We start from the raw sequence: 13,616 nt of genomic DNA, 5'->3' as shown, positions 1-13,616 counted from the left end.
GGAAAGATCAACCGACGACCACGGCAGCGCCTGCGCCGCGCTCGGCAATGGTGCCGATCTCGAACACCGACTCGCCGGCCGCGCGCAGCGTGGCGGCGCAGGCGGCGGCTTCCGCCGCATCGATCACCACCACCATGCCGATGCCGTTGTTGAAGGTGCGGTTCATCTCGATGTCGTCGATGCCCGCCACCTTCTGCAGCCAGGCGAAGAGTTCGGTCTGTGGCCAGCTGCCCTTCTTGAGGTGGGCGGCCGTGCCTTCGGGCAATACGCGCGGAATGTTCTCCAGCAGGCCCCCGCCCGTGATGTGGGCCAACGCCTTGATCGGGTGCTTGGCCAGCGCTTCGAGCACCGGCTTCACATAGAGGTGGGTGGGCTCCATCACGGCTTCGCGAAAAGGCTTGCCGTCGAGCGTGGCGGGCAGATCGGCACCCGCGCGCTCGATCACCTTGCGCACCAGGCTAAAGCCGTTGGAATGCACGCCGGCCGAAGCCAGGCCCAGCACCACGTCGCCGGGCTTGACGCTCTGGCCGGTGAGGATTTTCGACTTTTCGACCGCGCCGACCGCAAAGCCGGCCAGGTCGTACTCGCCGGCCGGGTACATGCCGGGCATTTCAGCGGTTTCGCCGCCGATCAGCGCACAGCCGGAAATCTCGCAGCCGCGGGCGATGCCGCCGATCACGGCCGCGGCCGTGTCCACGTCCAGCTTGCCGCAGGCGAAATAGTCGAGGAAGAAGAGGGGCTCGGCGCCCTGCACCAGCACGTCGTTGACGCTCATGGCCACCAGGTCGATGCCGACCGTGTCGTGCATGTTCCATTCGAAAGCCAGCTTGAGCTTGGTGCCCACGCCGTCGGTGCCGCTCACCAGCACCGGCTCCTTGTAGCGCTTGGGCACCTCGAACAGCGCGCCGAAGCCGCCGATGCCGGCCAGCACGCCTTCGCGAAGGGTCTTCTTGGCGAGCGGCTTGATGCGGTCGACCAGGGCGTCGCCGGCATCGATATCGACACCGGCATCCTTGTAGCTGAGCGGGGTGGGCGTAGGGGAAGTCATGGTCGGACGGTGTCGAGAAAGGGGCGGGAAGGAGGCGAAGAGGTGGAGGCGCCGGTAACCGAAGCGGCCGGGCCGATAGAATTCCTCACGATTTTAAGGGCCCTCCGGGCCCCCTCCATGAACCTTCCCGGGATGAAACAGCTCGCGCTCGATATCGGCATTGCGACGGGCCCCAGCTTCGACGCTTTTTTTGCCGGCCCCAACGAGGCGGCGCTGCGGCACCTGCAACTGTGGGTGGGCGGCGCCGGCCAATCGGTGCCGCACTCTCCCGTGCCCACCTATCTGTGGGGCGAAAGCGGCAGCGGCAAGACCCATCTGCTCGAATCGGTGCACGTCGCGCTGCGCGAGCAGGGCGCGAGCGTGGGCTGGCTGCATGCCGGACTGCTGGAGCCGCCCGAGTTCGACGAGCGCTGGGGCGCCGTCCTGCTCGACGACGTGCACCTGTTCACCGCGGTACAGCAGCACGCGGCCTTCAACTGGTTCGTCAACGCGCAGAGCCTGCAGCGCGGCGTGGTGGCCGCGGGCGCACTGCCGCCGGCGGACCTGCCGCTGCGCGAAGACCTTCGCACCCGGCTGGGCTGGGGCCACGTGTTCCACCTGCAGGTGCTGAGCGAAAGCGAACGCCGCGCGGTGCTGCGGCAGGCGGCCGATGCGCGCGGCGTCATGCTGTCGGACGAGGTGCTCGACTACATGCTGCACCGCTTCAGCCGCGACCTGGGCAGCCTCATGGAGCTGCTCACGCAGCTCGACGGTTACGCCCTCCAGACACAGCGCGCGATCACGATCCCGCTGATCCGATCCATGCTCGAAAACGAATAAAGAAGAGCTTCAACCAACAATGATCAAGAAATTCATCGACAAGCTGCTCGGCAAATCAGCCGGCGGCGCACAGGGCAAGAGCCGTTTCGGCAAGCGCCAGGAGGTGTCTGCAGAGGTTCACAAGATCGATCCAGCCCTGGTCGACGAACGGGCGAAGAACGTCGTCACGACGCTCCAGCAGGCCGGCTACGAGGCCTACGTGGTGGGCGGTGCGGTGCGCGACCTGCTGCTGGGCCTGCGTCCGAAAGACTTCGACGTCGCCACCAACGCCACGCCCGAGCAGGTGAAGTCGCTCTTCAGGCGCGCCTTCATCATCGGGCGGCGTTTTCGCATCGTGCACGTGGTGTACGGGCGCGGCCGCGAGCACGAGGTGATCGAGGTCTCGACCTTCCGCGCCTACATGGACAACGCGGCGGCCGAGCAGGTGAAGGGCAACGAGCGCACCAGCAAGGGCGAGCTCGCAGGCATGACGCACGCGGTCGATTCGAGCGGCCGGGTGCTGCGCGACAACGTCTGGGGTCCGCAGGACGAAGACGCTGCGCGTCGCGACTTCACCGTGAACGCGATGTACTACGACCCGGCCAATCAGATCGTCGTCGACTATCACAACGGCATCAAGGACGCCCAGAAGCTCACGCTGCGCATGATCGGCGACCCGGCTACGCGCTACCGCGAAGACCCGGTGCGCATCATCCGCGCCATCCGCTTCTCGGCCAAGCTTGCGGCGCTCGGCTTCAAGATGGAAACCAAGACCGCAGCCCCGCTGGTCGAATCGAGCAAGCTGCTGGCCGACGTGCCGCAGAGCCGCCTGTTCGACGAGATGCTCAAGCTGCTGCAGACCGGCCACGCAATTGCCACGGTGGAGCAGTTGCGCAAGCTGGGCCTGGTTACGGGCATTTATCCGTTGCTCGACGTGGTGGTGGAGCGCGCCGATTCGCAATTCGTAAAGGCGGCCCTGCAGGACACCGATCGCCGCGTGGGCGAAGGCAAGCCCGTAGCGCCCAGCTTCCTCTTGGCCTGCGTGCTGTGGGCCGACGTTCGCGACGGCTGGGCCCAGCGCATCGAGGGCCGGCACGGCCAACGTCCGCAGCCGCCGTTCCCGGCGCTGCAAGATGCCATCGACGACGTGTTCAACGCCCGCATCGGCGACGTGTCGGGACGCGGCAAGCTGGCCGCCGACATGCGCGAAATCTGGATGATGCAGCCGCGCTTCGACAAGCGCACCGGCTCCACGCCCTACAGCCTGGTCGAGCAGGCGCGCTTCCGCGCCGCTTTCGACTTCATGCGCCTGCGCGCCGACGTGGGCGAAATCAGCGAGGCCATCGCCGAGTGGTGGCAGGAGTTCAGCACCGCCGACGACGTGCGCCGGCAAGACCTGCTGGAGCAGGTGCGCGACGAGCAGAAGACCCGCCAGCGCGTGCGCACGCGCGATCCCGTCCCCTCGAAGCCCCGTGGAGAGGCGACTGCGCGCCAGCAACAGGACAGCCAGGAACCGGCGCAGCCGGAGGATGAGCTGGAAACCGAAACTGCCGGCGCGTCGGCCGACGGTGACGCCGCGGCGCCGCGCAAACGCCGGCGGCGCCGGAAGCCCCGCACCGGTGGTGCCGCGGGCGGTGGCGGTGCAGGCGAGGGCGGCGGGAGCGCCGCAGGCGAATGAGCGCGCCCAACCGGCCGAAGGACGGCAAGAGCGGCGGCAGGAGCCAGCCCCCGCCGCGCGGCGGCGCCGCCAAACCGAAGAGCGGCTCGGCGCCGGCACGCCGCGCGCCCAGCCGTCCCTCGGGCAAGGTGGCACCTGGCAGCCCTGCCGCACGCCGCACACGCGAGGACTACCCGACCGTGCAGGCCTTCGTCGCCATCGGCGCCAACCTTGGGGACGCACAGGCGGCGGTGAAAGCGGCCATGGATGCCATCGGCACCATCGAACGCACCGTGGTCACGGCGCGCTCGTCGCTTTACCGCAGTGCACCGGTCGATGCCGCCGGGCCCGATTTCATCAACGCCGTGGTGGCCGTGCGAACCGGGCTCACGGCCGAGGCGTTCCTGGCCGAGTTGCATCTGCTCGAAGAGCAGGCCGGCCGCGAAAGGCCCTTTCCCAATGCGCCGCGCACGCTCGATCTCGACCTGCTGATGCACGGCAATGCGATCAAGGACACGCCCGCGCTGAGCTTGCCGCATCCCCGCATGCGGGATCGCGCCTTCGTGCTCAAGCCGCTGGCCGAGATCGCGCCCGACAAGGTGCCGCGCGCGGCGATCGCCCGCGTCTCGTCGCAGGTCATCGAACGTATCCGCGACTGAGCCGGCCGGGGTCCGGAATCCTGCCGGACCCGGCCCGCTTTGCTCCGCCCATTACACTTGCGCGGTTTTTCATGAGGTTGTCACGCATTTGTGGCAGCCGCGAATCCAGGAGAGCGCCATGTTCGGCAAGCTGTTGCCCCGCGAGGGGAATTTTTTCGAGATGTTCAACCAGCACGCCGAGCGCATCGTCGAAGCGGCACGCGCGTTCGAGCAACTCGTGGCCAATTACAACGACGTGCACCTGCGGGAGCAATACAACCGCGACGTCGACAACGCCGAACGTGCGGCCGACCGTGTGACGCACGACGTCAACCGGCTGATCCACAAGACCTTCATCACGCCCATCGACCGCGAACAGATCCACAAGCTCATCAATACGATGGACGACGTGGCCGACCTGATCCAGGATTCGGCCGAGACCATGGCGCTGTACGACGTGCGCCACATGACCGACGAGATCGTGCGCCTCACGGCACTGAGCGTGAAGTGCTGCGACCGCCTGAAGGATGCCGTCAAGTTCCTGGGCAAGATCGCCGACCCGGCCGTGGCAGAGGCCACGCTCAAGACCTGCGAGGAAATCGATCGCCTCGAGTCGGACGCCGACCGCGTGATGCGCAGCGCCATGAGCAAGCTGTTCCGCGAGGAGCCCGACGTTCGCGAAGTGATCAAGCTCAAGGCAATCTATGAATTGCTCGAGACGATCACCGACAAATGCGAGGACGTGGCCAATGTGATCGAGGGCATCGTCCTCGAGAATTCCTGAGCGGGTAGCGATTGATGGCAACGGTTCAGGTCGCCCTGTGGGTGGTGATATTGCTGGTCGCACTCGCGATCGCCTTCGATTTCATGAACGGCTTCCACGATGCGGCCAACTCGATCGCCACCGTGGTGTCGACCGGCGTGCTCAAGCCGGGGCATGCGGTGCTGTTCGCCGCCTTCTTCAACCTGATCGCGATCTTCATCTTTCACCTGAGCGTGGCGGCAACGGTGGGCAAGGGCATCGCCCAGCCCGGGGTGGTGGATGTGCACGTGGTGTTCGGCGCGCTCATCGGCGCCATCAGCTGGAACCTGGTGACCTGGTACTACGGCATCCCGAGCAGTTCGTCGCACGCGCTGATCGGCGGCATCGTGGGGGCGGTGATCGCGAAGACCGGCACCAGCGGCCTGGTGTCCACCGGCATCTGGAAGACCGTGGCCTTCATCTTCGTCTCGCCGTTTCTCGGATTCCTGCTGGGCTCGTTGATGATGGTGGTGGTGGCCTGGGGTTTCCGGCGCGCCACTCCGTCGCGCGTCGACCGCTGGTTTCGGCGGCTGCAGCTGGTTTCAGCTGGGGCATACAGCCTGGGCCACGGCGGCAACGACGCGCAGAAGACCATCGGCATCATCTGGATGCTGCTGATCGCCACCGGCTACGCCACGGCGGGCGATGCGGCCCCTCCCAGCTGGGTCATCGTGAGCTGCTATGCCGCCATTGCGCTCGGCACCATGTTCGGCGGCTGGCGCATCGTGAAGACCATGGGCCAGAAGATCACCAAGCTCAAGCCCGTGGGCGGCTTCTGCGCCGAAACCGGCGGAGCCCTTACGCTGTTCCTGGCCACTGCGCTAGGCATTCCCGTGTCGACCACCCACACCATCACCGGCGCCATCGTCGGCGTCGGCTCCGCGCAGCGCGCGAGCGCCGTGCGCTGGGGCGTGGCGGGCAACATCGTCTGGGCCTGGATCTTCACGATCCCGGCATCGGCGTTTGTTGCTGCGATTGCCTACTGGCTGAGCCTGCAGATTTTCTGACGCGCGTGCAGCCGCCCCCCGGCGGCGCACGGCTACTGCGAAATCTTTCGGCCTTCTTCGACCTGGTGTTCGAAGTAGCGCTGAAAGCTGAACACGATGCTGGCCATCAGCACCGTGGTGCCGAAGAGAAGCGCCAGCACCACCGCCCCGATGGTGGCCCAGTTGGTGCGGCCTGGCGCGGCGTCCGAAGGCGCCCCCGCGTTGAAGCGTGCATTCCACTTCTCGGGCGTCATGAGGCCGTAGATGATGGCCATCAGCGCGCATCCGGCAATGGTGAAGCCCAGGAACGGAATCAGCACCCAGCTCCAGCCGTCGTCCAGGCCGTACATGCGTGCGCGCTCGATGCCGTAGAGGCCGAGCGCCGTGGGAATGGGCAGCAGCCAGCCAAGCCAGTCGCCCATGCCGCGAAGGTAGAAGCGGTGCAGGCCCAAGGGGCCGCCCAGGAAGGAGAGCCAGGCGGCAATGGTCTTGTTTTTCATTCGGGTTTGGTGGTGCTGCCTTCGCCGAGCACCTTTTCCATCAGGACCACGTCGCGCCATTCGCCGAACTTCCAGCCGCAGTCCTTGAGCACGCCCACGTGCGTGAAGCCCTGGCTGCGATGAACGCCCACCGAGCCCGCGTTGGCCGAGTCGCCGATTACTGCGATGAGCTTGCGCACGCCCGCTGCCTCTGCGGCTTGCGAGAGGGCCGCGAGCAACTGGCTGCCCAGGCCCCGGCCGCGCGCGGCTTCGGAGATGTAGATCGAGTCTTCGGCCGAAAAGCGGTAGGCCGGGCGTGGCTTGAACCAGTTGCAGTAGGCAAAACCCAACACTTCACCGTTTTCTTCGGCAACGAGATAGGGGAGGTTCTTGCCGAGCACGTCGGCGCGCCGCGCCGCCATGTCGGCGGCAGAGGGAGGCTCGGTTTCGAAAGTGCCGGTGCCGTTCAGCACGTGATGGGCGTAAATGGCCGTGAGGGCCGCGACATCTTCGTCGCGGCTGGGGCGGATGGTGAGGGTCATGCAGGTGGAAAACGAAGCGCGCCAAGCGCTGAAATTGGAGAAAACGCGGGTCGGGCTATAATCGCAGGCTTTTCAGCGTGTCGCTGGCCGGGTGGCCATGTCGCGTGTCTCGACGTTGAAAGAACACTGTGAGCGGGCCTTCTTTTAGAAAACGGGCTTGCTGCACCACCCAAGGATAAATCATGGTCGTCATTCGACTCTCCCGCGGCGGCTCCAAAGGCCGTCCGTTCTTCAACATCGTCGTGTCGGACAAGCGCGTTCGCCGCGATGGCCGCTTCATCGAGCGCCTGGGTTTCTACAACCCGACCGCCAAGGAAAACGAAGAAAGCATCCGTATTGCCCAGGACCGCCTGGCCTACTGGAAGAGCGTTGGCGCACAAGCTTCGCCCACGGTCCTTCGCCTGATCAAGCAAGCCGCTGCTGCGGCCCCCAAGGCGGCAGCCTAAGCTGCCCGGCACGGCGATGTTGCCCGCACTCGAAGCCGCCGAATTGCCGGCGGATGCGATCGAGGTAGGACGCATCGCCGATGCATGGGGCATCAAGGGCTGGTTCAAGGTCCTGCCCCATAGCGCCCAGCCAGAGGCGCTTTTTTCTTCCAAGCGCTGGTTCCTGCAGGCTCCCGGAGCTTCGGCAACCGCAGCTTTCCGCCTCGCGATCCGCGAAGCCAAAGAACATTCCGACTGTATCGTCGCCTCGTCCGAAGAGGTGCCCGACCGAAATGCGGCCGAGGCACTGCGCGGCGCGCGCGTTTTCGTGCCGCGCTCGAGCTTTCCGACGGCCGGCGACGACGAGTACTACTGGGTCGACCTGATCGGCCTTTCGGTGGTCAACCGCGAAGGCGTGGCGCTCGGCACGGTGCGCGAACTGCTCGCCACCGGCCCGCAAACCACGCTGGTGCTCACGGCCGAGGAAGACGGCAAGACCATCGAACGCATGGTGCCCTTCGTCTCTGTCTTTGTCGACAAGGTCGACCTCGCCGGCCGCCTCATCACGGTCGACTGGCAGCCTGAATACTGACGGCCTGATCGGCTTTGCGCGCATGCGCTTCGACGTCCTCACGCTTTTTCCCGAACTCTTCGCACCTTTCATGGCCAGCGGCGTGACGCGCCGTGCCTACGAGTCGAAGCAGGTCGAGGTCGTGCTCTGGAATCCGCGCGATTTCGCGCAGGGCAATTACAAGCGCGTGGACGACCGGCCCTTCGGCGGCGGTCCCGGCATGGTGATGATGGCTGAGCCACTCTCGGCCTGCCTCGATGCGGCACTGGCTGCGCGCGGCTCCCCGGCGCCTGTCGTGCTGTTTTCTCCCATCGGCGAGGCGCTGCGCCACGAAGCGGTCGAGCGCTGGTCCGCCAGCGAGGGCGCGGTGCTGGTTTGCGGCCGCTACGAAGGCATTGACCAGCGTTTCATCGACACGCGCGTCACGCACCAGATCAGCCTCGGCGACTTCGTTCTCTCCGGCGGCGAGATCCCGGCCATGGCGCTGCTCGATGCGGTCGCCCGGCTGCAGCCCGGTGTGCTGGGCGATGAGGCCAGCCACGTGCAGGACAGCTTCAATCCGTCGCTCGACGGCTTGCTCGACTGCCCGCACTACACGCGGCCAGAGCAATGGAACGGGCATGGCGTGCCGGCACCTCTGTTGTCCGGGCACCACGTGCAGATCGAGCGCTGGCGGCGCGACCAGCGGCTGGCCATTACCGCCGCGCGGCGTCCCGACCTGATTGCCGCCGCTCGCGCTGCCGGCCGCCTCAGCAAGGCCGATGAGACGGCCCTGAAAAAAAAGCTATAATCTTCGGTTCCCCGATCCTCTGCCCGGCCGCGCCTGGCCTTGTTGCGGTCCCTTGTTGCACTAAGCGATGAGGAGCAATGAAACCAAAGGCGCCTTTTGTGTAGCGCGAGCACGATCGAATATCAGGAAATCATGAACCTCATCGAAACCCTCGAGCAGGAAGAAATCGCCCGCCTCGGCAAGAAGATCCCCGATTTCATGCCCGGTGACACGGTCATCGTCAGCGTGAGCGTCGTCGAAGGCACCCGCAAGCGCGTGCAGGCCTACGAAGGCGTCGTGATCGCCAAGCGCAATCGCGGCCTCAACAGCGGCTTCACCGTGCGCAAGATCTCCAGCGGCGAAGGCGTGGAGCGTACGTTCCAGACCTACAGCCCGCTGATCGCCGGCATCGAAATCAAGCGCCGCGGCGATGTCCGCCGCGCCAAGCTGTACTACCTGCGCGACCGTAGCGGCCGTTCGGCACGTATCAAGGAAAAGCTGCCGGGCAAGTCGCAGGCTGCCAAGTAAGCTGCTTGCTCCCGTGCAAAAAGCCGCCGCTCTGGCGGCTTTTTGCGTTGTGCGCCGTGCACGCTTCTTGCGAACCTGCGAAAAGACAGCAGGCCTTTTTTACGCTCTACTCCTTCACTGAAACTCTCTCACTTGACCAATTCCGCCGCCTCCATGTCATTTGCGCCCGACGAACCCGTCAACGCCGTGGTGCCACCCACGCTGTTGGCGATCGACCCGCGCAAAGCACCGGTGGTGGGCGGTCCTGACGGCCTGCCGGCTGTTACGCCCGCGCAGTTGACCACCGAGGCGCTGCGCAGCCGCTTTGCCGCCCCACCGGAGTGGGTGCCCGAATTGCGCCGCGAGCCGCGCATGACCGAGCGCGCGCCGGCGCAGGCCGCTGTGCTGGTGCCCATCGTGCAGCGACCGCAGGGCCCCACCGTGCTGCTGACCGAGCGCACCGCGCACCTGTCCACCCACTCGGGCCAGGTGGCGTTTCCGGGCGGCCGTGTCGACCCCGAGGACGCGAACGTCGCGGCGGCCGCGTTGCGCGAAGCCTGGGAAGAGGTGGGCCTGTCCGCCCAATTCATCGAAGTGCTCGGGAGTCTTCCAACCTACACCACGGTCACTTCGTTCATCGTGACGCCCGTTGTCGCGCTGGTGAAGCCCGACTTCGAACTCACCATCAATCCCTACGAAGTGGCGCTGGCCTTCGAAGTGCCGCTGGCCTGGCTCATGGACCCGGCCAACCATCGCCGCCACACTGTGCCCGCGCCCGACGGCACCCGGCGCGAGTGGTATTCGATGCCCTACCAGGACGGCGCCGAAGAGCGCTTCGTCTGGGGTGCCACCGCAGGCATGCTGCGCAATCTTTATCGCTTCCTCAGCGCCTGAGCTTGGCCCGGTCCGGGCCTATGCAAACTCTCTCGCTATCATCGAAGGATGAGCTTCTTTGCCATCCTGTGTGCGTTGCTGATCGAGCAGGTGCGGCCGCTCGCCCCCCACAACCCGGTGTATAGCGGCGTGCTGGCGTGGACGCGCTGGACCAGCCGCAACTTCGATGCCGGCAAGCCGCATCACGGATGGGTCGCGTGGGCCCTTGCGGTATTCGTGCCCACCTTGCTGACGCTTGGCATCCATTGGCTGCTGGTGCTCACGCTGGGGCTTCCGTTCGCCGTGCTCTGGAGCATTGCGGTGCTCTACGTCACCCTCGGCTTCCGGCAGTTCAGCCACCACTTCACTGATATTCGCGATGCGCTCGACGAAGGCGACGAGCCGCTCGCGCGTTCGCTGCTGGCGCATTGGCAGGGTGTCGATGCGGCCGACCTGCCGCGCAGCGAAATCGTCCGCCACGTGATCGAGCATTCAGTGATCGCGGCGCACCGCCACGTGTTCGGCGTGCTGGCGTGGTTCTCGATACTCGCCGCCCTGGGCCTGGGGCCGGCTGGTGCGGCGTTCTATCGCATGAGCGAATTCGTCTCGCGCTACTGGACGCACAAGAACGGCGCCGCAATACAGCCTTCGAGTGTCTCGGTGCAGCGGGCCGCGGAGCGCGCCTGGCACGCGATCGACTGGCTGCCCGCGCGCATCACCGCGCTGGGCTTCGCGGTCGTCGGGAGCTTCGAAGAGGCCATCGATTGCTGGCGCAACGACGCGCGGCGCTTTCCGAGCGAGAACGACGGCGTGATCCTCGCGGCGACCTCGGGCGCAGTCAACGTGCGCTTGGGCGGCGGAGCGCTGAGCCCGATTCCCGTTACCGACCCGTTGCCGCGTGCGCAGGCCGGCGACTCGATGGGGGGCGGCCGGACCGACAGCGGCAGCACGCCGGGCCGCGAACCCGAGCCCGGTCACCTGCGCAGCGTGGTCGGCCTGGTGTGGCGCTCGGTCGTGATGTGGATGGTGCTGCTGGCCTTGCTCACGCTGGCCCGGCTGCTCGGCTGAGAACAAGCGACGCAAACGCCATGACCGCCACAGTGCCGGCCTTCTGGAGCCCGCGCATCGGCGCGCTCGAACCCTATGTGCCCGGCGAGCAGCCGCGGATTGCCAACCTCGTCAAACTCAACACCAACGAGAACCCCTATCCGCCGTCGCCGAGCGCCATCGACGCCATCCAGCGAGCGGCTGCGAACGGCCTGGAGCGCTACCCCGACCCGACCTCGCTCGCAGTGCGCGAAGCGGTGGCGCGGCGGCACGGCCTGCAAGCCGACCAGGTATTTGCGGGAAACGGATCGGACGAGGTGCTGGCGCACGCCTTCTTCGCCTTCTTCCAGCAAGCCGAACCCTTGCTGATGCCCGACGTGAGCTACAGCTTTTATCGCGTCTATGCGCAGCTGTATGGCATCGCATGCGAACTACTTCCAGTCGACGAGGGACTGCGCATCGATGTCGATGCCATGGCGGCCCGTGCCCGTGGCGATTGTGCCGGTCTCGTGATCGCCAATCCGAACGCGCCGACGGGCATCGGGCTGCCGCTTGCGCGCATCGAGCAACTGCTCGCGGCGTGCCCCGGGCGCGTGGTGCTGGTGGACGAGGCCTATGTTGATTTCGGCGGCGAGAGCGCGCTTCCGCTGGTCGGCAAATATCCGAACCTGCTGGTGGTGCAGACCCTGTCCAAGTCGCGCTCGCTGGCTGGTTTGCGGGTGGGCTTTGCGTGCGGACAGGCGCATCTCATCGACGCACTGGTGCGCGTGAAGGACAGCTTCAATTCGTATCCGCTCGACCGGCTGGCCACGGCGGGTGCGGTGGCGGCGCTCGAGGACGAGGACTGGTTCAGGACCACGCGCGACAAGGTCGTCGACACCCGCGAAGGGCTCAGCCTGCAGCTCGAAGACCTGGGCTTCGAAGTGCTGCCGTCGCAGGCCAACTTCATCTTTGCGCGCCATCCGAAGCGCGATGCGGCAGAGCTTGCGGCGCAGCTGCGCGATCGGGCGGTGCTGGTGCGGCATTTCAAGCAGCCGCGCATTGCGCAGTACCTGCGCATCAGCATCGGCACGCGGGAGCAGTGCGGGGCACTGGTGCGGGCGCTCGAATCGATCCTGGGCGTTCAGTAGCTCAGCAGCTCAGTAACGCGACTGGCTCAGTTCGGCAAAGAGCTCGCCGTAGATCTTGTAGCGCGTCGCGCTGATCGGCCCCGGCTTGGCCGGCGAATCCACGTTCGCGATCACGCCGCATCCAGGCTCGTGCAGATGGGTGCAGTTGTAGAACTTGCAGTCGTTCGCGTGCTCGGCAATGTCGGGCATCAGCTTCGCGAGCTGCATTGGCTGGATGTGGTTGAGCCCGAATTCCTGGAACCCCGGCGAGTCGATCAGGCCGGTGGTGCGCGCTTCGTCGATCCAGTACCACGTGGTGCTGGTGGTCGTGTGCTTGCCCGAGTTCAACGCCTGCGAGATCTCTTGCGTCAGCACGGTCGCGCCCGGCACCAGCAGGTTGGTCAGGGTGCTCTTGCCCGAGCCGGAAGGTCCGAGCACGAGGGTCGACTTGCCGGCAAGCAACTTCATCAGCGACGCATAGTCGGCTTCGCCCGACGCCTTCAGCGACAGCGGCAGCACGCCGTGATGCATGCGGCGATAGGGCGCCAGCTTGTTCCATGCGCGCGCGAAGGGCTCGACCAGGTCGCTCTTGTTGAGCGCGATGATCGGCGTGATGCGCTCGGCCTCCGCCGCAATCAATGCACGCGCCAGCTGGTGCTCGGAAAACTCCGGCTCGGCCGCGATCAGGATCAGCACGTGGTCAAGGTTGGCCGCAAACGACTTGGTGCGAATCTCGTCCTGCCGGTAGAAGAGATTGCGGCGCGGCACGACCTCTTCGATGGTGCCTTCATCCTCCGTGGCCTGCCAGCGCACGCGGTCGCCGACCACGGCCTGGCTCTTCTTGCCGCGCGGGTGGCAGATCAGCCGCTCACCGGTGGGTGTTTCGACAAGGCAATGACGCCCATGGCTGGCAACAACGAGACCGTCGTGGAGTGTCTTCGCAGCAGTGGCGGCGGAGGCAGCGGCGCGGCCCGGTTTAGCCACGGGCGTGTTCCGTCATGCGGTGGGGCCCGCAACCAGCGCGTCGGCTTGGCGTGCGCACTCGAAGTCGGTGACTGAAAGCCCGCCCACGTCGTGCGTGTTGAAGCGCACGGCGCAGCGGTTGTAGTGCACCGACAGGTCCGGATGATGGTCTTGCGTGTGGGCGATGAAGGCCAGCGCATTCACGAATGCGATGGTCTCGAAATAGTTGGCAAAGGTGAAGGTCTTCTCGATGGCGACGTTGGCACCGTCGCCGCTGAGTTTCCATCCGTCGAGCTTGGCGAGGCCGGACACGATCTCGGTGGCGCTCAGTGCGTGGCGGGGAGGGATGTTTTTCCAGTCTTTGGGCTTGAACATGCTGCTCATGGTCTCGGCTTCCGGGGC

Annotated in this window: 17 protein-coding genes; 12 read left to right on the top strand and 5 right to left on the bottom strand. The window is 66.1% G+C overall.

Translation table 11 applies throughout. The features are described from left to right. Positions 1-7 precede the first annotated feature (7 nt). Positions 8-1,048: a phosphoribosylformylglycinamidine cyclo-ligase gene (gene purM / locus ASC78_RS09055; RefSeq protein ID WP_055799566.1), complete on the bottom strand. Its 1,041-nt coding sequence runs from the start codon at positions 1,046-1,048 to the stop codon at positions 8-10. A gap of 132 nt (positions 1,049-1,180) precedes the next feature. Between purM and hda the strand changes: the two genes are divergently transcribed. From hda to ASC78_RS09030, 5 genes are all read left to right on the top strand, one after another. Next, positions 1,181-1,867: a DnaA regulatory inactivator Hda gene (gene hda / locus ASC78_RS09050; RefSeq protein WP_055799699.1), complete on the top strand. Its 687-nt coding sequence runs from the start codon at positions 1,181-1,183 to the stop codon at positions 1,865-1,867. A gap of 19 nt (positions 1,868-1,886) precedes the next feature. Then, positions 1,887-3,524, top strand: coding sequence for a polynucleotide adenylyltransferase PcnB (pcnB, locus tag ASC78_RS09045; RefSeq protein WP_055799563.1), 1,638 nt, complete (start codon positions 1,887-1,889; stop codon positions 3,522-3,524). Then, complete coding sequence (folK, locus tag ASC78_RS09040; RefSeq protein ID WP_327198118.1) at positions 3,521-4,162, top strand: 2-amino-4-hydroxy-6-hydroxymethyldihydropteridine diphosphokinase; 642 nt, start codon at positions 3,521-3,523, stop codon at positions 4,160-4,162. The genes pcnB and folK overlap by 4 nt, the downstream gene beginning before the upstream one ends. 118 nt (positions 4,163-4,280) lie before the next feature. Then, positions 4,281-4,925, top strand: a complete 645-nt coding sequence (locus ASC78_RS09035) for a DUF47 domain-containing protein (RefSeq protein WP_021006205.1) — start codon at positions 4,281-4,283, stop codon at positions 4,923-4,925. A gap of 14 nt (positions 4,926-4,939) precedes the next feature. Next, positions 4,940-5,950 carry an inorganic phosphate transporter gene (locus ASC78_RS09030; protein WP_055799560.1) on the top strand — a complete coding sequence of 337 codons (1,011 nt, stop codon included), beginning with the start codon at positions 4,940-4,942 and terminating at the stop codon, positions 5,948-5,950. 32 nt (positions 5,951-5,982) lie between these two features. Here ASC78_RS09030 and ASC78_RS09025 read toward each other — a convergent pair whose 3' ends face one another. Both ASC78_RS09025 and ASC78_RS09020 read right to left on the bottom strand, forming a co-directional pair. After that, complete coding sequence (locus ASC78_RS09025; protein WP_055799557.1) at positions 5,983-6,429, bottom strand: NINE protein; 447 nt, start codon at positions 6,427-6,429, stop codon at positions 5,983-5,985. Further along, positions 6,426-6,950: a GNAT family N-acetyltransferase gene (locus tag ASC78_RS09020; protein ID WP_055799555.1), complete on the bottom strand. Its 525-nt coding sequence runs from the start codon at positions 6,948-6,950 to the stop codon at positions 6,426-6,428. Before ASC78_RS09020 ends, ASC78_RS09025 begins: the two co-directional genes overlap by 4 nt. A 182-nt stretch (positions 6,951-7,132) precedes the next feature. Between ASC78_RS09020 and rpsP the strand changes: the two genes are divergently transcribed. The 7 genes from rpsP (at position 7,133) to hisC (ending at position 12,272) form a co-directional block, all read left to right on the top strand. Then, complete coding sequence (gene rpsP / locus ASC78_RS09015) at positions 7,133-7,396, top strand: 30S ribosomal protein S16 (RefSeq protein WP_007831311.1); 264 nt, start codon at positions 7,133-7,135, stop codon at positions 7,394-7,396. A 16-nt stretch (positions 7,397-7,412) separates the two neighbouring features. Continuing rightward, positions 7,413-7,967, top strand: a complete 555-nt coding sequence (gene rimM / locus ASC78_RS09010) for a ribosome maturation factor RimM (RefSeq protein ID WP_055799552.1) — start codon at positions 7,413-7,415, stop codon at positions 7,965-7,967. Positions 7,968-7,989: 22 nt separating this feature from the next. Further along, the gene (trmD, locus tag ASC78_RS09005) at positions 7,990-8,736 is read left to right on the top strand and encodes a tRNA (guanosine(37)-N1)-methyltransferase TrmD (protein WP_055799548.1); all 747 of its coding nucleotides are present in this window, start codon (positions 7,990-7,992) and stop codon (positions 8,734-8,736) included. 132 nt (positions 8,737-8,868) lie between these two features. Next, positions 8,869-9,243 carry a 50S ribosomal protein L19 gene (gene rplS, locus ASC78_RS09000; protein ID WP_028259815.1) on the top strand — a complete coding sequence of 125 codons (375 nt, stop codon included), beginning with the start codon at positions 8,869-8,871 and terminating at the stop codon, positions 9,241-9,243. A gap of 153 nt (positions 9,244-9,396) precedes the next feature. Then, positions 9,397-10,116 (top strand): CoA pyrophosphatase, encoded by a 720-nt coding sequence (locus tag ASC78_RS08995; protein WP_055799693.1) that lies wholly within the window; start codon positions 9,397-9,399, stop codon positions 10,114-10,116. A gap of 48 nt (positions 10,117-10,164) precedes the next feature. After that, positions 10,165-11,163, top strand: coding sequence for a CobD/CbiB family protein (locus ASC78_RS08990; RefSeq protein ID WP_055799545.1), 999 nt, complete (start codon positions 10,165-10,167; stop codon positions 11,161-11,163). A gap of 20 nt (positions 11,164-11,183) precedes the next feature. After that, positions 11,184-12,272, top strand: a complete 1,089-nt coding sequence (gene hisC, locus ASC78_RS08985; protein ID WP_055799542.1) for a histidinol-phosphate transaminase — start codon at positions 11,184-11,186, stop codon at positions 12,270-12,272. 9 nt (positions 12,273-12,281) lie between these two features. Here the strand turns inward: hisC and rsgA are convergent, their stop codons facing one another. Both rsgA and ASC78_RS08975 read right to left on the bottom strand, forming a co-directional pair. Then, positions 12,282-13,235 (bottom strand): ribosome small subunit-dependent GTPase A, encoded by a 954-nt coding sequence (gene rsgA / locus ASC78_RS08980; protein WP_055799539.1) that lies wholly within the window; start codon positions 13,233-13,235, stop codon positions 12,282-12,284. Between the two features lie 12 nt (positions 13,236-13,247). Further along, entirely contained in the window at positions 13,248-13,598 is a 351-nt protein-coding gene (locus ASC78_RS08975) for a 4a-hydroxytetrahydrobiopterin dehydratase (protein ID WP_055799535.1), read from the bottom strand. Between the last annotated feature and the right edge of the window lie 18 nt (positions 13,599-13,616).

The sequence above is a fragment of the Variovorax sp. Root318D1 genome (genome assembly GCF_001424835.1).
In the GTDB taxonomy this organism is placed as follows: domain Bacteria; phylum Pseudomonadota; class Gammaproteobacteria; order Burkholderiales; family Burkholderiaceae_C; genus Variovorax.
The sequence above is the reverse complement of the archived record's forward strand: the minus strand, read 5'-3'. Positions and strand labels throughout refer to the sequence as shown.